Below are 21,550 nucleotides of genomic sequence, written 5' to 3'. Positions count from 1 at the left end.
TCTGTTCTTTTCTCCTTCTTTTTCGTTTGTTTGTGTCTTTCCTTCTCCCCCTCCCCCCCCCCCCCCCCCCCCCCCCCCCCCCCCCGACCCGCTGTACCGAAGCGCGAGCCGAGGCAGACCCACTCACCTGGCCCTAGCCCAAACCCGCGTGGGTGACGGTTGGAACGACCCGAAACACTCGCGAGATTTTGGGAGTATGTCCGTATGAGCGTCTCCCCCGAGAATCGGCCCCTTGTCGCCGTCGCCGCCCTGGGCGGCACCATCTCCATGGTCCCCGGCGACGGTGAAGACCACGCCGTCCCCCGTCTCACCGCCGCCGATCTGCTCGGCGACCTGGGCGACAACCTCGAGATGGACGTCCGGGCGGAGACGCTCGCGGGGATTTCCAGCGCGTCGATGGACTTCGCGACCCTGATCAGGACACGGGACTGGGCCGCCGAAGCCGTCGACGAAGGCGCTCAAGGTGTCGTCGTGATCCAGGGCACGGACACGCTCGAAGAGACGGCGTACTTCTTCGAACTGACGTGGGCTTCCGAGGCGCCGATCGTGATCACCGGCGCGATGCGCAATCCCAGTCTGCCCAGCGCCGACGGCGCGGGGAACGTGCTCGCCGCGTTGACCGTCGCCGCCGATCCCCGTAGCCGGGGCCGCGGCTCGCTGGTCGCGTTCAACGACGACGTCCACGCCGCGCGCTGGGTTCGCAAGACGCATTCGAGCCACGTCGAGGCCTTCTCCTCGAATCCCGCCGGGCCGCTCGCGCTCGTCAGCGAAGGCTCGGTGCACTATTTTCACCCGGTCGCCGCCCGACCGGCGGCGTTGCCGCTGGAAAGCGCGGACTTCTCCGGGCTGGTGCCGATCGTCGAGAGCGGCGTCGAGGACACCGGCGAACTGCTGGAAACGCTGATCAAGGCCGGGGTCAAGGGAGTGGTGCTCGCCGCGAACGGCGCCGGGCACGTTTCGGCGGGGTCCGCCGACGTGATCGAGCGGGTGCTGCCGGAGGTGCCGATCGTGGTCGCCGGCCGCACCGGCGCCGGGCCGACGTTCCGCGGTACCTACGGCTTCCGCGGTTCCGAGTCGGACCTGATCGCGATGGGTGCGACCATGGCGGGCTGGCTGGATCCGCGCAAATCCCGGCTCCTGCTGCACACCCTGCTCGCCACCGGCGCCCCACGAGACCGCATCGAAGCCGAATTCCGGCTCCGGGGCGACCTCACCTGACTCACGCGTTTAGTCCTCTGAATGCGCAAAGACCGCATTCAGAGGACTAAACGCGGGTCGGGCCCGAGATGGGGTCCAGGTGGTACGGGCGCATGGTGCGCGTCTGGTGCCGGTAGACGTGCACGCTGACGGCCGGATCCGGGCCGTCGTTGCGCACTTCGTGGACGTAGCCGGGGCCGAAGACGCGAGACTGGCCCTCCGACAGCGAATGCAGCTCCGTCACCGCCCGCCCGTCGACCGCGCGCCGGGCGACGGTCTCGCTCAGCTGCCCGCTGACCACGGTGAACGCGCCCGCGGCGAATTCGTGGTCGTGCAGGTCGGTGCGCTGGCCGGGCAGCCAGCTCATCAGCCAGATCTCCTGCAGTTCGTCCGCGTCGACGAGGGCGGAGAACCGTTGCTCGGGGTCGTAGCGCAGTAGGTGGCGCCAGCGGTCACGGTCCGCGGCGAACTCGAGCGCGACGCGCACCGGGTGGCGCAGGGCGGGGTTTTCGGGAATGACGAGCGTGTTGTCCGGGACGGCGAACATGGAGAAGTCCTCGCAGAAGGAGATGGTGTCGAGCAGGGGTCGGGGCTGGGTTCACCGACAACAGCACTGCGCACACGAAAAACGCGCGCACGTGACAGCGCCGAGACCCGAGAGGCCCCGCGACACAGTCATCCCACGTGCGAACATGCCCTCAGCGAACCAGTGCGGAACCCGGCGGTCAACCGGTCTCACACCGTGGACCGTGAGTTCCGCACCTGGATCTCATGCTCGCAGCACGGATCCGCCCTGGTCTATCGCGATAGTGCGGTCTTCCTCAGGACCACTCGTGCTTCTGCGACCGGCCGAGCAGCTCGGCTCCGGCACGCCGGGGGTCGACCCCTTCATGGCAGACGCGGTGCATCGCGTCGGTGATCGGCATGTCGACGCCGAGGCTCAGCGCGAGTTCCCGGATCGACGTGCAGGACTTGACGCCCTCGGCGACCTGGCCGCCGGTGGCCGCCAGCGCCTGCTCCAGCGTCTCGCCCCGGCCGAGCCGTTCGCCGAAGGTCCGGTTACGCGACAACGGCGACGAACAGGTCGCCACCAGGTCGCCGACGCCCGCCAGCCCGGCGAAGGTCAGCGGGTCGGCGCCGAGTCTCGCGCCGAGCCTTGCCATCTCGGCCAGTCCGCGGGTGATCAGCGTGGCCGCGGTGTTGGCGCCCAGGCCGAGCCCGGCCGCCATCCCGCAGCTGAGCGCGATGACGTTCTTGCACGCCCCGCCCAGCTCACAGCCGACGACGTCGGTGTTGGTGTACGGCCGGAAGTACTGGTTGAAGCTCGCCTGCTGGATCGACTTGGCGTTGTCGTGGTCGGTGCAGGCCAGCACCGCCGCCGCGGGCTGCCCCAGCGCGATCTCCTTCGCCAGGTTCGGCCCGGACACGACCACGATCTGCCCGGCGTCGACGCGGGCGATCTCGGCGATGACCTCGCTCATCCGCTTGAGCGTGCCCAGCTCGACACCCTTCGCGAGGCTCACCAGGATCGCGTCGGGCGGCAGCAGACCGGACCACTCGGACAGGTTGACCCGCAACGTCTGGCTCGGCACCGCGAGGACCACGGCCTGCGCGCCGTCGAGGGCTTCGGCCGGATCCGCGGTCGCGGTGATCCGCTCCGGCAATTCGATATCGGGTAAATAGGACGAATTGAGATGCCGCTCCCGGATCTCGGCCGCGACCTCGGGCCGCCGCGCCCAGATGGTCACGTCGCGTCCGGCGTCGCCGAGCACCTTCGCGAACGCCGTGCCCCACGACCCGGCGCCGAGCACGGTCACGCGCTGGACCTCGGCCATCAGTCGTCCTCCTCCGGCTTCTTCGCGGGCGGTTCCTCCTGGCGGATCTCCGCCAGGAGGGCGGTGATCTCGGTCATCATCAGGTCGGTGACCTCGCGCAGCTTGGAGGCGCTGCGGGTGGAACCGTTCCGGTAGGGAGAGAGGTCCATCGGCTCGCCGACCAGGTGGGTGATCGTCTTGCGCGGGAACGGCGTGAACTTCTTCGTGTAGCCGTTGAAGATGTGGTTCGTGCCCCACCGGCCGATCGGGATCACCGGCACGTCGGTCTCGAGCGCGAGCCGCGCGGCACCGGTGAACGGCTTCTTGGGCCAGCCGTCCGGGTCCTTGCTGATCGTCCCTTCCGGATAGATCACCACGACCTTGCCGTCACGCAGCGCCTGGTGGGCGGCCTTGAGGCTGTCGCCGGCGGCGGTCGAACCACGGGAGACCGGGATCTGCCCGGCCCCGACGAAGATCTTGCCGAAGATCGGTGTCCTGGTCAGGCTCTCCTTGCCGAGGAAACGCGGCACCCGCTTCTGGCGGTGCACGAACACCGCGTCCACCGCCGGGTCCATGTGGGACACGTGGTTGAGCAAGAGCAGCGCGCCGCCTTCGCGGGGGATCCGCTCGGCGTTGCGGTAGACCCGCTTGCCGATGGCCGTCGCCGGGTAGAACAGTGCGGCGGCGATGCCCACCCAGATGCCGCCCTTCTCACGCCGGGCCAATTCGTCCTCCTCGAAGTCACACGTGTCGTCCCGAGTCACTGATCCTCCCGCGCGCACGCGAGCGCGGTCCAGGGAGGGTCGGGTAAGAAGAGAGATGTGGACAGTGCGGGTATCGACCTGATCGTGCCGATGAAACGCCCCGCCGAGGGCAAGTCGCGGCTTCGCGGCGCGGTCGTGCCCGAGCGGCACCCTGATCTGGTGCTGGCGCTGGCCTACGACACGCTGTCCGCGGCGACCTCGGCGGACGGCGTCCGCCGGGTGCTGGTGATCGCCGCCGACCCGGTGTCGGTGGCGGATCTCACCGAACTGGGCGTCGAAATCGTCATCGAGCCGTCACGCGGCGGTTTGAACGCGGCCCTGCGTCACGGCGAAGAGCTGCTGCGCCGGGACACACCGTCCGGTCTCATCGGCGCCCTGCAGGCCGATCTGCCCGCGCTGCGGACCGAAGACCTCACCGCCGCCCTCGCTTGGGCCGCCGGACGACGGGCGTTCGTCGCGGACCGGCAGGGAACGGGTACGACCCTGTTGCTCGCGGGGGCGGGCCGTCGCCTGGAACCCCGGTTCGGCGAGGGTTCCGCGCGGGCGCACACCGCCTCCGGTGCGACCCCGCTCAAGATCGCCGCGGAATCGCTCCGGGCCGACGTCGACACCGCGGATGATCTCGCTCACGTTCGCACCCTGGGGGTCGGAAAGCGCACTTCAACGCTGTTGGGAACACCCTGCGTGGTGATGTGACGAGAGTTCACCCTGGCGTCCCGCGCGCGGTGCACATAATCGCGCCGAGTGGTGAACAATGAAGCCCGTGAGCACAAATGACGGCGGCACCCCGAACCCGGCAAGGAAGCGGAAGACCTCCGCCGCGAAACCGGACCCGGACAACGGCACGACGAAACCCGTCCGGGCGAGGAAGAGCGCCTCTTCGGCGAAGACGAGCAGCCCGACTCCCCGGGTGGCCGTGCGGGCGACGCGCGGCGGGTCGGCGAGCCGTCCCGCCCAGGAGTTCCGCGCGCTGCCCGCCGCGCCTCCCGCGGTGACGTCGGCGCCCACCGCCGTCGAAACCCTGCCCGACGACCGGTACTTCAACCGTGAGCTGTCTTGGCAGGACTTCAACGCGCGCGTGCTCGCGCTGGCCGAAGACGAGTCGCAGCCGCTGCTCGAGCGGGCCAAGTTCCTGGCGATCTTCGCGTCCAATTTGGACGAGTTCTACATGGTGCGGGTCGCCGGGCTGAAACGCCGCGACGAGACCGGCCTCCCGGTTCGCAGCGCGGACGGGCTCACCCCGCGCGAGCAGCTGGCCTACATCGCCAAACGCAACCAGGACCTGGTCGAGCGGCACACCAACGCCTTCGAAGTGCACCTGCGGCCGCAGCTGGCCGACGAGGACATCCTCATCGTCGGCTGGAACGATCTGACCGGCGCCGACCAGCTCCGGCTGTCGAACTACTTCAGCGAGCAGATCTTCCCGGTGCTCACCCCGCTGGCCGTGGATCCCGCGCACCCGTTCCCCTACATTTCCGGCCTTTCGCTCAACCTGGCCATCACCGTCCGGGACCCCGAAGCCGGCACGGAGCGGTTCGCGCGCGTCAAGGTGCCGAGCAACGTGCCGCGCCTGATGCGGATCGAGCAGCAGCCGCGGGAGAGCCACACCGCGACCTTCCTTCCCTTGGAGGAGTTGATCGCAGCCCACCTCGGCGAGCTGTTCACCGGGATGGAGGTCACCGAGCAACACGCGTTCCGGGTCACCCGCAACGCGGACTTCGAAGTCGAAGAGGACCGGGACGAGGACCTTCTCCAGGCGCTGGAACGGGAACTGGCGCAGCGCCGGTTCGGCCCGCCGGTGCGGCTGGAAGTGGCGCAGGACATGAGCGAGCACATGCTCGAACTGCTGCTGCGCGAACTGGAGGTCGACCCGCGCGACGTCGTCGAGGTCCCCGGCCTGCTGGATCTGACCTGTCTGCACCAGTTGTCCGGTGTCGACCGGAAGGAACTCAAGGACCGCCCCTTCGTTCCCGCCACACATCCGGCGTTCGGTGAGCGCGAGACGCCGAAGTCGGTGTTCGCGACGCTGCGCGAGGGCGACGTCCTCGTGCATCACCCGTACGACTCGTTCTCCACCAGCGTCCAGCGGTTCATCGAACAGGCCGCCGCGGACGACAAGGTGCTGGCGATCAAGCAGACGCTGTACCGCACCTCCGGCGACTCCCCGATCGTCGACGCGCTGATCGACGCCGCCGAGGCGGGCAAGCAGGTCGTCGCGCTGGTCGAGATCAAGGCACGGTTCGACGAACAGGCCAACATCACCTGGGCCCGCACGCTGGAACGCGCGGGCGTGCACGTGGTCTACGGGCTCGTCGGGCTCAAGACGCACTGCAAGGTTTCGATGGTGGTGCGCCAGGAGGGTTCGACCATCCGCCGCTACTGCCACATCGGCACCGGCAACTACAACCCGAAGACCGCGCGCCTGTACGAGGACCTCGGCATCCTGACCGCCGACCCGACGATCGGGGCGGATCTGACGGATCTGTTCAACGTGCTCACCGGGTACTCCCGTCAGGACACCTACCGCAACATCCTCACGTCGCCGCACGGGATCCGCCGCGGCATCGTGCGCGCGATCGGCGAGGAGATCGAACTCGCCCGCGCCGGCCAGACCGCCGGGATCCGGGTCAAATGCAACTCACTCGTCGACGAGCAGGTGATCGACGCGCTGTATCACGCCTCACAGGCGGGAGTGCCGGTCGACATCGTGGTGCGCGGGATCTGCTCGCTGAAACCGGGTGTGGAGGGACTGAGCGAGAACATCCACGTGCGGTCCATTCTCGGCCGCTTCCTGGAGCACTCGCGTGTCTTCACCTTCCGCGCGGGCGGAACGCGGTGGATCGGCAGCGCGGACATGATGCACCGCAACCTGGACCGTCGGATCGAGGCGCTGGTGCGGGTCAAGGATCCGAAACTGACCGCGCAGCTGGACTACATCTTCGAATCCGCGCTGCATCCGTCCACCCGGTGCTGGGTGCTGAACTCGACCGGTGAGTGGACCCCGTTCCCGGCCTCCGGCGACGACGTCCGCGATCACCAGGTCGAACTGGCGAAGCGGCACGGTGCCGCGGGATGAGCGGGACCATCCGGGCGGCGGGAGCCGTTCTCTGGCGTCGTGACGGAGATCGGATCGAGGTCGCGCTGGTCCACCGGCCGCGCTACGACGATTGGTCGCTGCCGAAGGGAAAGCTGGATCCGGGCGAGACCATCGCGCGGGCGGCGGTCCGGGAGATCGAAGAGGAGACCGGATTCGCGGCCGTGCTCGGCCGGTATCTGGTCCGGACCGAATACACCGTGGCGGGAGCGCCGAAGACCGTCGACTACTTCTCCGCGCACGCGGTTTCCGGCGCGTTCGCGCCGAACGAGGAAGTCGACGAGCTGCGCTGGCTCGCCCCGGAGGCGGCGGAGAAAATGCTGACGCGGCCGGGGGACGTGCGGGTGCTGCGCGAGTTCTCCGCGCTGCCGCCCGAACTCACCTCGGTGATCCTGGTGCGGCACGCCAAAGCGGGTAAACGTGACGAGTGGAACGGCGACGACGACCTGCGGCCGCTTTCGGACGCGGGTCAGCGTCAGGCCGAGGCACTGCGTTCGCTGCTACGGCACTACGCGCCCGGCAGAGTGCTTTCGGCGCCGCGGCTTCGTTGCGTCCAGACGGTGAACGGGCTCGCCGAGGATCTCGGCGTCGAGATCCGGCACGAGCCGCTGCTGTCCGAAGAGGGCTACTGGCCGGACCCGGTGCTCGGTGTCGCCCGGCTGCTGGCCATCGCCGGAGACGGTGGGACGCCGGTGATCTCCAGCCAGGGCGGGGTGATCCCGGACGTCGTGAGCGCCTTGGCCGACCGCGACGGTGTCGACCTGCCCGCCGCGCGCGGTGGCGTGGTGCCGTCGAAGAAGGGTTCGTTCTGGGTGCTGTCCTTCCGGCCCCCGGCCGAAGAGAACGGGCCGGTGCTGGTGGCCGCGGACTATTTCGCGTCGCCTTTGCCCACACCGGCTCCCGCACATCCCTGACGCTTCCGCCTGCGCGAATTCACCGATAATGCGTGTCTGGAGCCGGATGACGCGTGTCTAAAGCCGGATAATGCGTGTCTGGAGCCGGATGACACGAGTTCCGCTTCCAGTCACGCGAGTTCCGTCTCCAATCACGCGAGTTCGGCTGTCTGGACACAGGAATCGTCGTCCGGCTCCCCCACGTGGGTGACGTGCCCTACTCCGGCCGTGTCTCCTCGTCGTCGATCGCCGCTCCACTGTGGAGGGCGGCACGGAGAAATCGCGGCGATACGTCCATCGGGGTGACCGGTCGAAGCGGATTCTTTTCCGCTGACTTCTTCCCGCGGCACGCGAATCGCAGCACATTCGCCCCAGAACCGCCGCGGATTCGTTCCGGGACATGATCCCCCGGACGCCGCGCGCGGGCGTGTCGGGGGAAACCAGGCGGCCGCACGGCATACCGGCCGAAAATGCGGCAGGGCCCCGCGCGGTGCGCGGGCCCCTGCCGTTGGCTCACTCGTGAAGAGGGAGCTTACTTCTTCTTCGCCGCGGCCGAAGTCCGCTTGGCCGGAGCCTTCTTCGCGGGGGCCTTGGCAGCGGTCGCCTTGGCGGCCGGCTTCGCGGCGGCCTTGGTGGCGGTCGCCTTCTTGGCCGTGGTGGCGCGAGTCGTGGCCTTGGCCGCGGTCTTCGGTGCCGCCTTGGCAGCGGTCGTCTTGGCCGCCGCCTTGGTCGCGGTCGCCTTGGCGGCCGGCTTCGCGGCGGCACGCGTCGTCGTGGCGGCGGCGGCGCGGGTCCGCGTGGTGGTGGAACGCGTCGCGGCCGGGCGGCTGGCGGCCGTCCGGGTCGTCGTCGCGCGGGTGGCGGCGGCCCGAGTGGTGGAGGTGCCGGTGGTCGCGCGCTTCACAGCGGTGGCCTTCGGCAGCTTCTTCGAACCGCTGATGACGTCCTTGAAGGTCGTGCCGGCGCGGAAAGCGGGCACGTTGGTCTTCTTGACGCGAACGGTCTCACCGGTGCGCGGGTTCCGCGCGGTGCGGGCGGCGCGGGCGCGCTTCTCGAACACACCGAAGCCGGTGATGTTCACCTTCTCGCCCTTGTTGACCGTCCGGATGATGATGTCGACAAGGCCATCGACGGCCTCCGACGCGACCTTCTTGTCGCCCAGGCGCTCCGACAGCGCCTCGATCAGCTGGGCCTTGTTGGCCATTCCAGTCCTCCAAGAAGAACTACTTGTACACGGCCCCGTCGGCCGACTTAGCGCACACGGTATTACCAATGCAGCACAAATTCCAAACGACGCGCGGAAATTTCCCTTGTCTCGGGGGCTGTTCCGCCTCTCGAGGGACCCCTCCGGGGCCTCTAGAGGTGCCGTTCGGTGTGGTTTCGGGGCTGGTGTGGAGGGCACCGGCCGGGGTGCGGATTCCCTGCTCAGCAAGGGAATCCGCCCCCTTCGGCCGACCTCAGGAAGAGGCCGCCGGGAGGGTCACCGGCTTCCAAGAGGGGCGCCGGATCTCGAAAGTGTCGATCTCCTCCGCGTGGCGGAGTGTCAGGGCGATGTCGTCGAGCCCTTCGAGGAGCCGCCAGCGGGTGTAGTCGTCGATCTGGAAGGGCGCGGTGAAGTCCTTGGCTCGTACCGTCTTCGACTCGAGGTCCACCGTGACCTCCGTCCCCGGCTCGTTTTCGAGCAACTTCCACAGCAGTTCGACGTCCGCCTGCTCGACCTGAGCGGCGACGAGGCCCTGCTTGCCGGAGTTTCCGCGGAAGATGTCCGCGAACCGGGAGGAGATCACGGCACGGAAGCCGTAGTCCATCAAGGCCCAGACCGCGTGCTCGCGGGAGGAACCGGTGCCGAAGTCCGGGCCCGCGACCAGGACCGACCCGCTTTTGAAGGGCTCTTGGTTGAGGATGAACGACTCGTCGGAACGCCAGGCGGCGAAGAGTCCGTCCTCGAAGCCGGTGCGGCTCACGCGCTTGAGGTAGACCGCCGGGATGATCTGGTCAGTGTCCACGTTGGACCTGCGCAGCGGGACCCCGACGCCGGTGTGGTGGGTGAACGCGTCCATGTTGGGAACTCCTTCGCGGATGTCAGCGATGTCAGCGGGCGACGGCGGGCTGCAGGTCTTCGGGGCTGGACAGGGTTCCCCGCACGGCCGTGGCGGCCGCCACGAGCGGTGAGACCAGATGCGTCCGGCCGCCCTTGCCCTGCCTGCCTTCGAAGTTGCGGTTCGAGGTCGACGCGCTCCGCTCGCCCGGCTTCAACTGGTCCGGGTTCATGCCGAGGCACATCGAACAGCCCGCCTGACGCCATTCCGCGCCCGCTTCGGTGAAGATCCGGTCCAGCCCTTCGGCTTCGGCCGCCTGGCGGACCCGCATCGAGCCGGGGACGACGAGCATCCGGACCGAACCGGCGACCTTGTGCCCGCGCAGGACGTCCGCGGCGGCCCTCAGATCCTCGATCCGGCCGTTCGTGCACGAGCCGAGGAAGACGGTGTCGACCGCGATCTCCCGCAGCGGCGTGCCCGGCTTCAGGTCCATATAGGACAAGGCCTTTTCGGCGGCGACGCGCTCGTTCTCGTCGCCGATCCGCTCCGGGTCGGGCACCTCCGCGCTCAGCGGGAGCCCCTGACCCGGGTTCGTGCCCCAGGTCACGAAAGGCGTGAGCTCATCGGCGTTCAGGTGCACTTCGGCGTCGAAGACGGCGTCGTCGTCCGTGCGGAGTTCGCGCCAGTTCTCGACGGCGGCGTCCCAATCGGCGCCCCGGGGCGCGTGCGCACGACCCTTCAGATACTCGAACGTCGTCTCGTCCGGTGCGATGAGCCCGGCGCGCGCGCCGGCTTCGATGGACATGTTGCACACCGTCATCCGGGCTTCCATCGACAGCTTTTCGATCGCCTCGCCGCGGTACTCGAGGACGTAGCCCTGCCCGCCGCCGGTGCCGATCTTCGCGATCACCGCGAGGATGATGTCCTTGGCCGTCACGGACGTACCGACGGAGCCTTCCACCGTGATCGCCATCGTCTTGAATGGACGGAGCGGCAAGGTCTGGGTCGCCATCACGTGTTCGACCTCGGAGGTGCCGATCCCGAAGGCCATCGCGCCGAAGGCACCGTGCGTCGAGGTGTGACTGTCACCGCACACCACGGTCATTCCCGGCTGGGTCAGGCCCAGCTGCGGGCCGATGACGTGCACGATGCCCTGTTCGGCGTCGCCCATCGGGTGCAGCCGGACGCCGAATTCCTTGCAGTTGGCGCGAAGGGTGTCGACCTGGGTGCGGGACACGGGATCCGCGATCGGCAGCTCGATGTCGATCGTCGGGACGTTGTGGTCCTCGGTCGCGATGGTGAGGTCGGGGCGGCGCAGTTTCCGGCCGGCCAGGCGGAGTCCGTCGAACGCCTGCGGGCTGGTGACCTCGTGCAGCAGGTGCAGGTCGATGTAGAGCAGGTCGGGTTCGGCCCCCTCGCCGCGCCGCACCAGATGCGACTCCCACACTTTCTCGGCCAGTGTCCGGGGCATTTTCCGGCTCCTCACATGCGGTGAAATCGGTACTTCCCACCATCTGGACATCTCAAACTTCGGGAAGATAGTATCGGCTTGTGGGACAGCATAGCGGTATCGGAGTACTCGACAAGGCCGTGGCCGTGCTTCAGGCCGTGGCCGAAGATCCTTGTGGCCTGGCGGAACTGTGCACGCGGACCGGTTTGCCGCGCGCGACGGCGCACCGGCTCGCGGTCGGCCTCGAAGTGCATCGCCTGTTGCGCCGCGGCCCCGACGGCCGCTGGCGGCCGGGTACCGCACTCGCGGAACTGGCGGGCGGTTCGACCGACCCGCTGCTCGACGCGGCGAGTTCGGTGCTGCCGAAATTGCGCGACATCACCGGGGAAAGCGTTCAGCTTTACCGCCGCGACGGCGTACAGCGCGTCTGCGTTTCGACCGCGGAGCCGCCGAGCGGGCTCCGTGACACGGTGCCGATCGGTTCACGGCTGCCGATGACCGCGGGCTCCGGCGCGAAGGTGCTCGCCGCGTGGTCGGATCCGCACACGCAGCGGACGATCCTCACCGAGGCGGTGTACGGAGAGCGCACACTGCTCGAGGTCCGCCGTCGCGGCTGGGCCCAGAGCGTGGCCGAACGGGAACCCGGTGTGGCGAGTGTCTCGGCGCCGGTACGGGATTCGACGGGCACCGTCGTCGCCGCGGTGTCGGTTTCCGGGCCCATCGAACGGATAGGGCGTAAACCGGGGGCACGCTGGGCCGCGGACCTGCTCGCCGCCGCGGACGCGCTCCAGGAGCGCCTCTGACCTCAGGACGAGTGAAGGCCCCCTGCGGCGCAGGGGGCCTTCACCTTTTCCGTCCTGAATGGACCGGCCGGCTCAGAACTCGTCGGCCTTGGTCAGCTCGTGTTCGAGGGTGTCGGCACGTGCGACGAGGGACTTCAGCGGATGCTCGAACTCGTTGACCAGGTTCAGGTCGACCAGCGGGACCGTGTGCTTGAGCAGCGCGACACCGTCCACCACCGCCGCGCCGCCGACCGAGTCGCCACCCGCCAGTTCGAGCAGGCGCCGCAGATCGATCTTGTCGGCCCAGCCGACCGGAGACGAGATCTCCACCCACTCCGCGCCGTCGTGTTCGGGCAAGTGGTGCAAGGACACCTGCTGGCCGCGGCCGTCACCGGTGTCGACCCGGAACCGGAGCCAGCCGTCCCGCTCTTCGAGCACCTCGTACCGCGCCCGGACGAAATTGATCACGCCTGCCCAGATGGACACCCTCGTCACCTCTCGGTTTCGCCGCCTCGTGCGCTGTCGAGCATGGCACATCCGGGGCTGGTTCAGCCGGTGGGATACAGCGCGGCCATCGCCCGGACGGTCTCGGCCAGGTGGGTGACCAGGCAGGCGGGTTCCAGCGCCTGCGCGTCGAGGCCGGGTTCGAGCAATCCGGCGGCGGCGTGGGGCACGCTCTCCATCGGGATCGTGGCGCGGCACCAGCCGTCCTCGTCCGCCGCGGCGAGCGTGCGCTGAGCGAGACGCGCGGCCCTCGGACCGAGGACATCGGGCAGGGCGGCGATCCCTCGCGGCGACAAACGGACGAGTGCCGTCTCGGTTTCTACGGCCTCTTCGTAGCGTTCGACGTGTGTTCGCCAGAACGCGGAGAGTTCGAACCCTTCGGACCTTTCGGCCGTCTCCGGCGGCGTCCGCAACCTCTGGATGGACGAGACCTCAGTACGTGCGCGGCCGATTCCGCCGGGCGGCGATGAGATATCAGACACCCGCCTTGAGCACGAGGCCCAGCGGATGCAGCCGCCGCGTGACCAGTTCCGGCCGCGGCGACCAACGGCGGTACCGGACCTCGACGACCTGCACCTGGGAATCGAACTGGGACATGGAGTTCAGCCGGGCGTGACGGAGTAAGTCCGTGAAGGCCTCCTTGAGGGAACCTGGGTCCCTCAAGGAGGCCTTCACGGACTGGTGGCTTCGGTGGGCTGCTCAGACCGGCGCCATGCGGTACCCCGACCCCCGCACGGTGTGGATCAGCGGCGGGTCCTTGAGCTTCCGCCGCAGCCGCGCGATCACGACGTCGAGCACGTTCGACGCCGGATCCGCCATCTCGTCCCACGCGTACCGGATGAGCTCCCGCCGCGAGACCGGGCGTCCGGTCGCGGCCATCAGCCGCTCCATGACGAGATACTCCTTACGGGTCACGGTGAGCAGCACCCCCGCCCGCGAGATCTGGTGCCTCCCGGTGTCGAGTTCGACGTCGGCGCAGCGCAGGATCACCGCCTGCCCGGCCATGTCACGGCGGCACAGGCTGCGCACCCTGGCGATCAGCTCCGGCATCGCGAACGGCTTGACCAGGTAGTCACCACCGCCGACACGCAAGCCGTCGATCCGGTCGGCGACGCTGTCGCGCGCGGTCAGGAACAGCACCGGCATCGGCCAGCCGGCGCCGCGCCGGTTGCGAACGTACGACAACGCGTCGCCCGAAGGCAGCATCCGGTCGAACACCGCGCAGTCGTAGGCGTTCACCATCAGCGCCTCGTCCGCGCCGGGCAGATCGGCGGCGGTGTCCACCGCGAAGCCGTCGCCGCGCAGGGCGAATTCCAGCGCCACCCGCAAGTTCTCGTCGTCCTCGGTCACCAGCACCCGCACACTGGCACCTTACTGTTGGTGAACCCGTGTCCGCGATCGACGTTCGGCAAGGCGTCAGCGTGTGATCGCGGCCTCCACGTCGGCCACGTGCAACCCGCGCAGTTCTTCGACCGCGGGCATCCGGCCCAGTAGCCGCAATCGTTGTGACTGAGCCGTGCGCGCCTTCTCGAACAGCAGGCGCGCGTCGCGCGCGTTGCCGAAGTTGACGTCTCCGGAAACGCGCCGGAAGTGACCGGTCAACACGGGGCCGGCATCGGGATCGAGTTCGTAGTCCCCGGCGGAAGCCATCCGCCCGAAGATGGCGAGAAGTTCGGCGGGGCTGTAGTTCTCGAACTCGATCGTCTTGCCGAAGCGCGACGCGAGACCGGGGTTGGCGGCGAGGAAGTCGACCATCTCGTCGGTGTACCCGGCCACGATCACCGCCACCTCGTCACGATGTTCCTCCATCAACGGGACCAGGGTGTCGATCGCCTCCTGGCCGAAGTCGCCGCCGGAACCGGCGAGCCGCGTGAGCGTGTAAGCCTCGTCGATGAACAGGACACCGCCTTTGGCCTCTTCGAACACCGTCGCGGTCTTTTCCGCGGTGTGCCCGATGTACTGCCCGACGAGATCGCGGCGGGACACCTCGCGGAACTGGCCGATCGGGAGGACTCCCAGCGCCTTCAGCAGTTTGCCGTAGATCCGCGCGACCGTGGTCTTCCCGGTGCCGGGCGCGCCCGCGAAGATCAGATGGTGCCCGGCGGCGCCGACCGGCAGCCCGGCCCGGCGGCGCCATTCGTTGACCTGCAACTCGTCGACCAGCGCACGGACCTCTTCCTTGACGCCCGGAAGCCCGATCATCGCGTCGAGTTCGGCGAGCATCTCGTCCAAGGCGTTGTCCCCCACGGTGCCGGGGTCCGCGGCGTCGGCGATCGTCGGCGTCGCCCCTTCGGCGATCGCGATCCCCGGTTCCGCGGTGTTGGCGACCCGGCACGCGGAGATCTCGCCGCCGCAACCGGACGCGAACGAGATCCCCGGGCCCCGGGTGTCGGTGACCGTGCACCGCTTGAGTACCGGCACCCCGTGGTGCGCGACGGCGATGCCTTCGTGACCGGTGTGCGAGACGGTGCAGCCTTCGATGACCGGCCGGGCGTACTGGTAGACGTAGATGCCGCGCAGCCCGCAACCGGTCACCGTGCAGCCGGTCACGACCGGATCGGCGCCCTGTCCGAGGGTGATCCCGTCCCCCGTCACGTCCTCGACGGTGGTGTCCTCGATTCTCCCTGGCGAGCCGTCGACGAGGATCCCCTGCTCCGTCCCCGAAATCACGCAGCCGGTCAAGGTGAACGCCGTCGTGCCGCGGATCGCGATCGCCGGACCGCGCCCGCCGGAGACGGTGCAGTGCCGGACGGTCAGTTCCGTGTCTTCGGCCTGGATCGCGGATGTGCCGCCCGCCAGGATTTCGATTCCGTTGAGGACGAGCTCTCCTCCGGTGGCGCGGAAGACGGGCCGGTCGGCGCCCCTGCCGTCGATGACGACCGTGGCGCCGTCGGACGCGGCCAAGGTCACCCGCAGGCCGGTCAGTTCGACGGTCTCCGCGTATTCACCACCCGCGATGGTGATGACGGCGCCGTCGGACGCCTCCGCCAAGGCGTCACCGATGGTCGGGTACGCGCCGGGCCGTCGCGCCACCGACAGGACACGGCCGGGAGTCGAGAGGGTCATCAGCCCGCCTTCGCCATCAGCCAGCCGCGGTCGACCGCCTTGGCGCCAGCCTGGAAGCGGCTGCGGGCGCCGAGCCGGTTCATGATGTCGGCGACCATCCGCCGCACCGTGCGCACCGAGATGCCGAGTCGCGCGGCGGCGGATTCGTCGGTCGTGCCGGAGAACAGCAGTGTCAGCAACTCCTGCTCGCGGCCGGTCAGAATCGAAGCGTTTTCGGACTCCGGGTCCTCGAGCGGGACGAGCGGCGCGGCGGCCTGCCAGATCCGCTCGAACAACCCGACCGTCGCGGTGACCACGCCGGGCAGCCGGAACACCGCGGAACCGGCCTGCCTGCCCTCCGCGGGAAGGACGACCGAGGTCCGGTCGATCACCAACGCGTCCATCGGGACCTCTGCGTCGGTCCGCACCTCGGCCCCGGCCCGCGACAGCCGGTTGAGCGCGCCGGACATCCGCGCGGAGTCCGGGAAGAGCACCTTGTGGCGTACGCCGGGGCGCACGTTCGCGAGCGCGATCCGCTGGAACGCGGTGTCGGTTCCCGTGCTCATCACGAGCACCTCGCCGGTCGCTTCCGCGAGCAGTTCGCCGAGCCCCGCCCGGTCGCTGCCCGGGCCCACTCCCGTGACCAGGCTGAGCTGGCCGGTCTGCACGGTCATCGCAGGTACCTCCCTCTTCCCCCGGCGCGGTGCCGCCGACGACGTCCTGTTCATGCCAGTTCCCCGCCGTCCGGGCGGTCGCGGGCACCCGACGCGTTAGCGTTCAGGGACACCGGGAACTGCATGCGTCTACTTTCGCTGTCCGAACATGAGGTTTTGATGACACGGGTGATGGTCGTCGAAGACGACGAAAATCTGCGGCTGGCGCTGGTCACGCAGCTGCGTTCGGCCGGCTTCGCCGTCGACGAGGCCGGCGACATCGCGACCGCGGACCGGCTGCTGCGCGGAACGCACCACGACTGCGTGGTGTTCGACCGGATGCTGCCGGACGGCGACGCCATCGAATACGTCCACATGCGACGGCAGCTGGGCTGGCGGGCGCCGGTGCTGTTCCTCACCGCCCGCGACGCGCTCGCCGACCGGGTGGCCGGTTTCGAGCACGGCGGTGACGACTACCTCGTGAAGCCGTTCGTGATGGCCGAGCTGACGGAGCGGGTCGCCAATCTGTGTCACCGCTCCGCGTTCGACCGGCCCTCGGTGCTGCAGCACGAAGACCTGGTGATGGACTGCGCGCGGCGTGAGGTGCGCCGGGCGGGCGTGCTGCTCACCTTGACCAACAAGGAGTACGCCGTGCTCGAATACCTGCTGACCAGGGCGGGCCTGCCGGTGCAGCGGGCGGATCTGATCGAGCACTGCTGGGACGCGCAGGCCGATCCGATGTCCAATGTGGTCGATGTGGTGGTGAAGCGGTTGCGCCGCAAGCTGAAGGAACCCGAACTGATCCACGCCGTCCGCGGGCTCGGCTACCGGCTGGGCGCCCGGTGAACACCCACTCCTCGGCCGATCGGCTGCGCAGGCTGCGCTGGACGCTGACCGCGTTGTTCACCGTGATGAACACGCTCGGGCTGGTCGTCTTCGCGTGGCTGCTCATCAACGAGGACGGTGATCAGGGCGAGGAACGGATCGACGCCGCGCTGACCCAGGTCACGTCGTCGGTCAGCAGGCTGGTCGAATTCGACGGCACCGTCGGCTTCGGCCTGGTCAACACCGACGTGTTGAACGACCGCTGCCCGCAGTTCGCGGTCCTGCCGGGTGGTGCGCCCGCGTTCCAGCCACATCTTTCGCGGGCGAACTGCGTCCCGATGAGCATGCAGCTGTTGAACGGGCTCGCCACCGAAGCGGTGAAGACCGGCAAGCTGGTGCAGGGTCACCAAAAGGCGACCAACGGTGACGTGGTCAAGGTCCGTGCCGAACCGCTGCGGGACGGCGACGGCAAGACGTTCGCGGCCGTCGTCGCGGTGCAGTCCACCGAGGCCGAAGACACCGCGCACACCCGATTCACCCTGCTGGTGATCGGCGGCACCGTGTTGCTTGTCGCGGTACTGGGTTTCGCGGGCCATCTGCTGTCCGGCCGGTCGATCCGGCCGGCGGCCGCGGCCTTGCAGCAGCAGGAGGTCCTGCTCGCCGAAACCGCGCACGACCTCCGGACCCCGGTCGCCGCCCTGCGCGCGCTCGCCGAAACGGCGATGGCCAACCCCGCGCAGTCCGCGGAACTCCTGCCGCGGACCGTCCGTCTCGCCGCGAGAATGGGCGGCATCATCGACGACCTGCTCGTCCGCGCCCGGCTCGCCGCGGGGGTGGAACAGCTGAGCATCCAGCCGATCTGGCTCGACCAGCTGGTGGTGGGCATCGTCGAAGACACCGCGACCGACGGCGCCGAAGTCACCGTCACCGCCGCGCCCACCAAGGTCAACGCCGATCCCGCCCTGCTGCAACGGGCCATCGGCAACCTTCTCGACAACGCCGTGCGCTACGGCCGTCAGCCGGGAGCGAAGGCCTTCGTGCACCTGACCGTCGCCGGCGGCACCGTGACTGTCGCGGACCACGGCCCGGGTATCGACGCCACGCTGGCGGGCGAGGCGTTCGACCGGTTCGCCAGCACCGGCGGATCTTCCGGGCTCGGGCTCTCGATCGTGCGGTGGGTCGCGCAGGCGCACGGCGGCACCCTCGCGGTGTACAACGCCGACGAGGGCGGCGCGATCTTCGAACTGCGGTTCCCGGTCAGCCCGAACTGACCGGGAACGGAGTCGGTCTTACTGGTTCTTCGTGCCCGCGGCGGCCAAGCCGCGTTTGAACCAGTCCGGCATGTACGCCTCATCGCGAGGGAACCGTTCCTGTTCCAGCGCGAACTCGTCCGGGGCGGGATACGGCTGGAAGTCGGGCTCGTTCAGCCAGTTGTACTGCACACGGAATCGCGATGGAGGTTCGATGACGAGCCTGGCCGAAAACCAGGTTCCTTCGCCGTCCTGGTACATCCCGCCGCGCAGCCGCTGGAACATGTGCCACGTCTCGACGGGCGGTTCCCACAACCGGTAAGTGCCGTTCAAGTCGAGCACGCCGACCGCGACGTCGATGTTCTTGCCGACCACCCGGTAGTCCAGCATCACCTCACGCCAGCCCGGCGGCAGTGCGCCGACCACCGACAGGGTGATCTCGCCCAGAAGCTCGTTCTGGGCAACAGGGTCGAGCTGAGGCCATTGAGCAGCCATCCGGTACGTCCTCCCGTTCAACCGCCACCGATCAGGCACGGCGATTCATCATGGCATGAGGCGGTTCAGCCCCGGTTTTCTCGTTCTCGCTCGAGTTGGGCGCCTTGGGCGAGCAGATCCCGCAACCACGGTGGGGTATGCGCCTCGTCGCGAGGAAAGGCTTCCAGGTCGCGGGTGAAGGCGCTCGGGTGCAACGGGGGCCACCATCGCGGATCCTCGTCGAAGTTGAACGAGAAGTCCGGAGCGCCTCCGGCTTCCAGTATCAGTGTCGCCGAAAACCAGGTCCCCCGGTCCTGTTCGTACATCCGGGTGCGCAACTCCCGAAAGCCTCCGCGCACTTCGGTGGGCAGATCGATGTCCCCGCTCCGGCCGCCGATCAGTCGGATGCCGGTGGAGTAGTCGTAGGCCATCACGGTCGCGGCCACCGTGAGGCTGATCCGCGCCCAGTCGTCCGGCGCGGCCTTCACCAGTGCGGACAAGATGCCGTCGGTGAGCTCGTCCGTCATCCGCTTTCTCCGTATCGCGTGCGTGGGCCGTAGTTGACGTTGAAAGGATCGTTCGGGAAGTCCCGCTGTCTGGTCACCCTGGAAAGCTCGACCGGTTTCCCGTCCGCACCGAGGACGGGGTTGCCCTGATCGTCGACCTTGTGCACGACTTCCTGCCAGCGCATCGTCACGTTCTCGGGAACGCCGTTGCTGTCGCCTTCCGTCCGGACCTGGAAGTTCTCGATCTTCTGGCCGGGCCCGTCGGCGAACTTGCCCAGCTCCGCCTCCTGAGCCCGCCAAGACGCCTCATGGATCCAACCGTCTTTGTAGTGGCCGCTGTTGGACGCGGCCATCTGCGGATGCATGTTGACGTACTCGCCGGGGCCGCCCATCTCATGCGCCGCCAAGTGGCCACCCGCCCATTTGACGTGGCCGAACAATTTCTTGTACACGGGGTGGTTCTTGTACGACTTCTCTCCTTCTTTGCCCGATCTGCTCTGCGACGCGTTGTCGCGGAAGTCGTCGTGCTTTCCGTTGAAGACCGGTTCGCCGGTCATCGCGATCGGCTTCCGGTTCTCACCGACCTCGAAGGTCCAATGCTTGCTCGGATCATGGAAGTTGGGCACTCGATACTGCGTGTTCGGCTGCAAGGGATGACGCAGGTCGGGGTTGTGAAAGGGGTTCTTGTTCGCAAGCGTCGTCTCGACGTGCGTGACCCTGCCGTCGGCGTCGGTGAAGAAGCGGCTGCTCGCACCGTTCTGGTACCGGACGTCGTATTCGGCGTTCGCCGCCAGCGGTTTCTGACCTCGCAGTGACTGCGGGACCCCGTCGGGATGCGGCTTGCGGTTCCGGGAGCGCGGTTCGACGTCCTCGATGACCTTGGGCGAGTCGATCGGGCCGTGGCCATCGCCTCGTTCCCTCGGCCCGTCGAACGTCGAGTCGTCCGGACGGTTCCAGTCCGCGAACCGTTCGGAGAACTCCGGAGAGTCCGGGTCGATCGTCCGGGGCTTCGGTGCCGGGTCGTATGGTGGGCGCCCGGTGTCATCGGGGACATGCGCGTCCTCGTGCGGAGTGTGCTGATCCCCGCGGTCGCCACCGTCACGGTCGTCGCGGCGCCCGCCTTCGTGCGGTCCTTCGCCGTCGGGATGCGCCCGCGCCGGCTCGGGGTTGATGGCGGATTCGATGTCCCGTGGCGGGGGCGTGTTCTCGTCCGGGACACGGGACGGTGGCACATCCGGATCCGGGGTGCGAGGTGGATCCGGGTGTCGCGGGTGCTGACCGCCCCGCATCGGGAAGTCCGGCCTTTTCATCCCTGGTTGCTTGGGTAGGCCGAGATCGAGCGGCCCCCGCGTACCGGGCCTGCGCGGTGCCTGTTCCCCCACTGGGTCCCAAACGTTCGAAGGATGCGTTCGAGTTGCGCAGGCCGGTGGCTCGGCCGCTCCGCCCGCCGGCCGGGGCGTCGGATCCGGTTTGGGGCCGGGTGCGCCGGCCGGAGTGGGGTCGGGCGGCTCGGGCTTGGGCGGGGGTGGCGTGTCCGGATGCTCGGCTGGGCGAGGTTTTCCGGCGTCCAGGTCGACGTCGACGAGCGTGGTGTCATGCCGCGGCGGTAGTCCGGGATCACCGTCCGGCAGGGATTGGGAAGTGGCTGCCTCCTCGGGCGCCGTTTCCTTGTCCTTGGGGGCGGGGTCCTTCGGGGTGGATTCCTTGGGCGGAGGCGTATCCGTCGGTTTGCTGGTGGGCAGCGCGGTGTGACCCGTGGCGCCATCTTCGACGGTGTGCACGAGGCCGAGCACCCTGGCGACCGTATAGATGACCTTCTGCTTCGGCGTCTGTGGCTGGACCGGCGTGCTCCCCGCCCAATCCTCCTGCGCCTTCCGGACGGTTTCCTTGTCCGGGAGCCCCATGTGTTCGCGTGTGTCGGCCGGGTCGACCCTGTCGGACAGCCTGACTTCGCCGGTCTCGGGATTGATGGTGGCCGTCGGCTCGTCGGCGTCCCGCGCGCGATGTCCTGTCGCTTCGGGACTCCCTGGCGAGTTGTTCGTCTGGGAGTGATGAGACGGCGCTTCGGAAGCGACGGGGTTCTCGCCGCGGGCCGGTGGTGTGGCCTCGCGCTCCCGGCCCGGGGCGGGAGTCTCGTTCGCCTTGGGGGCGGGGGAACCCTGTTCGGTTTCGGGGGTGCGATGCGGGCCCGGATCCATGGCTTCGCCGACCGAACCGGGCCGCGGCGAAGGCTCGGGCTGGGTGGCGGGGTCGGGCCGGG

The 21,550-nt window shown here is 68.8% G+C and carries 21 protein-coding genes and 1 pseudogene; 7 read left to right on the top strand and 15 right to left on the bottom strand.

Annotation, left to right across the window (positions count from 1 at the left end; all coding sequences use genetic code 11):
• The first annotated feature begins 204 nt into the window (after positions 1–204).
• A complete protein-coding gene (locus tag ACZ6DT_RS35035) occupies positions 205–1,218 on the top strand; it encodes an asparaginase (protein WP_465603311.1) in 1,014 nt (337 codons plus the stop codon).
• A 46-nt stretch (positions 1,219–1,264) separates the two neighbouring features.
• Here the strand turns inward: ACZ6DT_RS35035 and ACZ6DT_RS35030 are convergent, their stop codons facing one another.
• The 3 genes from ACZ6DT_RS35030 to ACZ6DT_RS35020 form a co-directional block, all read right to left on the bottom strand.
• Positions 1,265–1,744, bottom strand: a complete 480-nt coding sequence (locus ACZ6DT_RS35030; RefSeq protein ID WP_465603309.1) for a cysteine dioxygenase — start codon at positions 1,742–1,744, stop codon at positions 1,265–1,267.
• Positions 1,745–2,018: 274 nt separating this feature from the next.
• A complete protein-coding gene (locus ACZ6DT_RS35025) occupies positions 2,019–3,032 on the bottom strand; it encodes an NAD(P)H-dependent glycerol-3-phosphate dehydrogenase (RefSeq protein ID WP_465603307.1) in 1,014 nt (337 codons plus the stop codon).
• Positions 3,032–3,736, bottom strand: a complete 705-nt coding sequence (locus tag ACZ6DT_RS35020) for a lysophospholipid acyltransferase family protein (protein WP_465603439.1) — start codon at positions 3,734–3,736, stop codon at positions 3,032–3,034. The genes ACZ6DT_RS35025 and ACZ6DT_RS35020 overlap by 1 nt, the downstream gene beginning before the upstream one ends.
• Before the next feature lie 129 nt (positions 3,737–3,865).
• Between ACZ6DT_RS35020 and cofC the strand changes: the two genes are divergently transcribed.
• From cofC to ACZ6DT_RS35005, 3 genes are read left to right on the top strand one after another with little or no spacing between them, the layout of a single operon-like run.
• Complete coding sequence (cofC, locus tag ACZ6DT_RS35015; RefSeq protein WP_465603437.1) at positions 3,866–4,471, top strand: 2-phospho-L-lactate guanylyltransferase; 606 nt, start codon at positions 3,866–3,868, stop codon at positions 4,469–4,471.
• A 58-nt stretch (positions 4,472–4,529) separates the two neighbouring features.
• Positions 4,530–6,851, top strand: a complete 2,322-nt coding sequence (locus ACZ6DT_RS35010; protein ID WP_465603305.1) for an RNA degradosome polyphosphate kinase — start codon at positions 4,530–4,532, stop codon at positions 6,849–6,851.
• Positions 6,848–7,783 carry an NUDIX hydrolase gene (locus ACZ6DT_RS35005; protein WP_465603303.1) on the top strand — a complete coding sequence of 312 codons (936 nt, stop codon included), beginning with the start codon at positions 6,848–6,850 and terminating at the stop codon, positions 7,781–7,783. The genes ACZ6DT_RS35010 and ACZ6DT_RS35005 overlap by 4 nt, the downstream gene beginning before the upstream one ends.
• A gap of 511 nt (positions 7,784–8,294) precedes the next feature.
• Here ACZ6DT_RS35005 and ACZ6DT_RS35000 read toward each other — a convergent pair.
• The 3 genes from ACZ6DT_RS35000 to leuC form a co-directional block, all read right to left on the bottom strand.
• Positions 8,295–8,966, bottom strand: coding sequence for an HU family DNA-binding protein (locus ACZ6DT_RS35000; RefSeq protein ID WP_465603301.1), 672 nt, complete (start codon positions 8,964–8,966; stop codon positions 8,295–8,297).
• Between the two features lie 253 nt (positions 8,967–9,219).
• Positions 9,220–9,822 (bottom strand): 3-isopropylmalate dehydratase small subunit, encoded by a 603-nt coding sequence (gene leuD / locus ACZ6DT_RS34995; protein WP_465603299.1) that lies wholly within the window; start codon positions 9,820–9,822, stop codon positions 9,220–9,222.
• A gap of 31 nt (positions 9,823–9,853) precedes the next feature.
• Positions 9,854–11,272 carry a 3-isopropylmalate dehydratase large subunit gene (leuC, locus tag ACZ6DT_RS34990; RefSeq protein WP_465603297.1) on the bottom strand — a complete coding sequence of 473 codons (1,419 nt, stop codon included), beginning with the start codon at positions 11,270–11,272 and terminating at the stop codon, positions 9,854–9,856.
• Between the two features lie 80 nt (positions 11,273–11,352).
• Here leuC and ACZ6DT_RS34985 point away from each other — a divergent pair, with 80 nt between their 5' ends.
• A complete protein-coding gene (locus ACZ6DT_RS34985; protein WP_007031477.1) occupies positions 11,353–12,054 on the top strand; it encodes an IclR family transcriptional regulator in 702 nt (233 codons plus the stop codon).
• Between the two features lie 72 nt (positions 12,055–12,126).
• Here the strand turns inward: ACZ6DT_RS34985 and ACZ6DT_RS34980 are convergent, their stop codons facing one another.
• The 6 genes from ACZ6DT_RS34980 to ACZ6DT_RS34955 all read right to left on the bottom strand — a co-directional run bounded on the left by ACZ6DT_RS34980 (position 12,127) and on the right by ACZ6DT_RS34955 (position 16,256).
• Positions 12,127–12,519 (bottom strand): hypothetical protein, encoded by a 393-nt coding sequence (locus tag ACZ6DT_RS34980; RefSeq protein ID WP_465603295.1) that lies wholly within the window; start codon positions 12,517–12,519, stop codon positions 12,127–12,129.
• Between the two features lie 62 nt (positions 12,520–12,581).
• Positions 12,582–13,019 (bottom strand): helix-turn-helix transcriptional regulator, encoded by a 438-nt coding sequence (locus ACZ6DT_RS34975; protein WP_465603294.1) that lies wholly within the window; start codon positions 13,017–13,019, stop codon positions 12,582–12,584.
• The gene (locus ACZ6DT_RS34970; RefSeq protein ID WP_465603293.1) at positions 13,012–13,134 is read right to left on the bottom strand and encodes a WYL domain-containing protein; all 123 of its coding nucleotides are present in this window, start codon (positions 13,132–13,134) and stop codon (positions 13,012–13,014) included. Before ACZ6DT_RS34970 ends, ACZ6DT_RS34975 begins: the two co-directional genes overlap by 8 nt.
• 102 nt (positions 13,135–13,236) lie before the next feature.
• Complete coding sequence (locus ACZ6DT_RS34965; protein ID WP_465603291.1) at positions 13,237–13,899, bottom strand: winged helix-turn-helix domain-containing protein; 663 nt, start codon at positions 13,897–13,899, stop codon at positions 13,237–13,239.
• Between the two features lie 54 nt (positions 13,900–13,953).
• Positions 13,954–15,603, bottom strand: coding sequence for a right-handed parallel beta-helix repeat-containing protein (locus ACZ6DT_RS34960; RefSeq protein ID WP_465603289.1), 1,650 nt, complete (start codon positions 15,601–15,603; stop codon positions 13,954–13,956).
• A complete protein-coding gene (locus ACZ6DT_RS34955; RefSeq protein WP_465603287.1) occupies positions 15,603–16,256 on the bottom strand; it encodes a helix-turn-helix transcriptional regulator in 654 nt (217 codons plus the stop codon). The genes ACZ6DT_RS34960 and ACZ6DT_RS34955 overlap by 1 nt, the downstream gene beginning before the upstream one ends.
• 159 nt (positions 16,257–16,415) lie before the next feature.
• Between ACZ6DT_RS34955 and ACZ6DT_RS34950 the strand changes: the two genes are divergently transcribed.
• Both ACZ6DT_RS34950 and ACZ6DT_RS34945 read left to right on the top strand, forming a co-directional pair.
• Positions 16,416–17,081, top strand: a complete 666-nt coding sequence (locus ACZ6DT_RS34950; protein WP_465603286.1) for a response regulator transcription factor — start codon at positions 16,416–16,418, stop codon at positions 17,079–17,081.
• On the top strand, positions 17,078–18,331 hold the full coding sequence (locus tag ACZ6DT_RS34945) for a sensor histidine kinase (RefSeq protein WP_465603284.1): 1,254 nt from the start codon (positions 17,078–17,080) through the stop codon (positions 18,329–18,331). Before ACZ6DT_RS34950 ends, ACZ6DT_RS34945 begins: the two co-directional genes overlap by 4 nt.
• A gap of 18 nt (positions 18,332–18,349) precedes the next feature.
• On the opposite strand, the gene ACZ6DT_RS34940 is transcribed toward ACZ6DT_RS34945, so the two are convergent.
• The 3 genes and pseudogenes from ACZ6DT_RS34940 to ACZ6DT_RS34930 form a co-directional block, all read right to left on the bottom strand.
• Complete coding sequence (locus ACZ6DT_RS34940; protein WP_465603282.1) at positions 18,350–18,805, bottom strand: hypothetical protein; 456 nt, start codon at positions 18,803–18,805, stop codon at positions 18,350–18,352.
• Positions 18,806–18,870: 65 nt separating this feature from the next.
• Positions 18,871–19,311 (bottom strand): hypothetical protein, encoded by a 441-nt coding sequence (locus ACZ6DT_RS34935; protein WP_465603281.1) that lies wholly within the window; start codon positions 19,309–19,311, stop codon positions 18,871–18,873.
• Positions 19,308–21,550 (bottom strand): annotated as a pseudogene (locus tag ACZ6DT_RS34930) (hypothetical protein); the annotation flags it as partial. The gene ACZ6DT_RS34935 and the pseudogene ACZ6DT_RS34930, both read right to left, overlap by 4 nt.

The sequence above is a fragment of the Amycolatopsis sp. NPDC041971 genome, assembly GCF_055588925.1.
The sequence above is the reverse complement of the archived record's forward strand: the minus strand, read 5'-3'. Positions and strand labels throughout refer to the sequence as shown.

Excerpts from the sequence above, each read along its gene's own strand:
- ACZ6DT_RS35035 (WP_465603311.1), top strand. The coding sequence starts at position 205 with ATGAGCGTCTCCCCCGAGAATCGGCCCCTTGTCGCCGTCGCCGCCCTG.
- ACZ6DT_RS35025 (WP_465603307.1), bottom strand. The coding sequence starts at position 3,032 with ATGGCCGAGGTCCAGCGCGTGACCGTGCTCGGCGCCGGGTCGTGGGGC.
- ACZ6DT_RS34940 (WP_465603282.1), bottom strand. The coding sequence starts at position 18,805 with ATGGCTGCTCAATGGCCTCAGCTCGACCCTGTTGCCCAGAACGAGCTT.
- cofC (WP_465603437.1), top strand. The coding sequence starts at position 3,866 with ATGAAACGCCCCGCCGAGGGCAAGTCGCGGCTTCGCGGCGCGGTCGTG.
- leuD (WP_465603299.1), bottom strand. The coding sequence starts at position 9,822 with ATGGACGCGTTCACCCACCACACCGGCGTCGGGGTCCCGCTGCGCAGG.
- ACZ6DT_RS34950 (WP_465603286.1), top strand. The coding sequence starts at position 16,416 with ATGACACGGGTGATGGTCGTCGAAGACGACGAAAATCTGCGGCTGGCG.
- ACZ6DT_RS35010 (WP_465603305.1), top strand. The coding sequence starts at position 4,530 with ATGAAGCCCGTGAGCACAAATGACGGCGGCACCCCGAACCCGGCAAGG.
- ACZ6DT_RS35030 (WP_465603309.1), bottom strand. The coding sequence starts at position 1,744 with ATGTTCGCCGTCCCGGACAACACGCTCGTCATTCCCGAAAACCCCGCC.
- ACZ6DT_RS35005 (WP_465603303.1), top strand. The coding sequence starts at position 6,848 with ATGAGCGGGACCATCCGGGCGGCGGGAGCCGTTCTCTGGCGTCGTGAC.
- ACZ6DT_RS34935 (WP_465603281.1), bottom strand. The coding sequence starts at position 19,311 with ATGACGGACGAGCTCACCGACGGCATCTTGTCCGCACTGGTGAAGGCC.
- ACZ6DT_RS35000 (WP_465603301.1), bottom strand. The coding sequence starts at position 8,966 with ATGGCCAACAAGGCCCAGCTGATCGAGGCGCTGTCGGAGCGCCTGGGC.
- leuC (WP_465603297.1), bottom strand. The coding sequence starts at position 11,272 with ATGCCCCGGACACTGGCCGAGAAAGTGTGGGAGTCGCATCTGGTGCGG.
- ACZ6DT_RS34960 (WP_465603289.1), bottom strand. The coding sequence starts at position 15,603 with ATGACCCTCTCGACTCCCGGCCGTGTCCTGTCGGTGGCGCGACGGCCC.
- ACZ6DT_RS34955 (WP_465603287.1), bottom strand. The coding sequence starts at position 16,256 with ATGACCGTGCAGACCGGCCAGCTCAGCCTGGTCACGGGAGTGGGCCCG.
- ACZ6DT_RS34970 (WP_465603293.1), bottom strand. The coding sequence starts at position 13,134 with ATGTCCCAGTTCGATTCCCAGGTGCAGGTCGTCGAGGTCCGGTACCGC.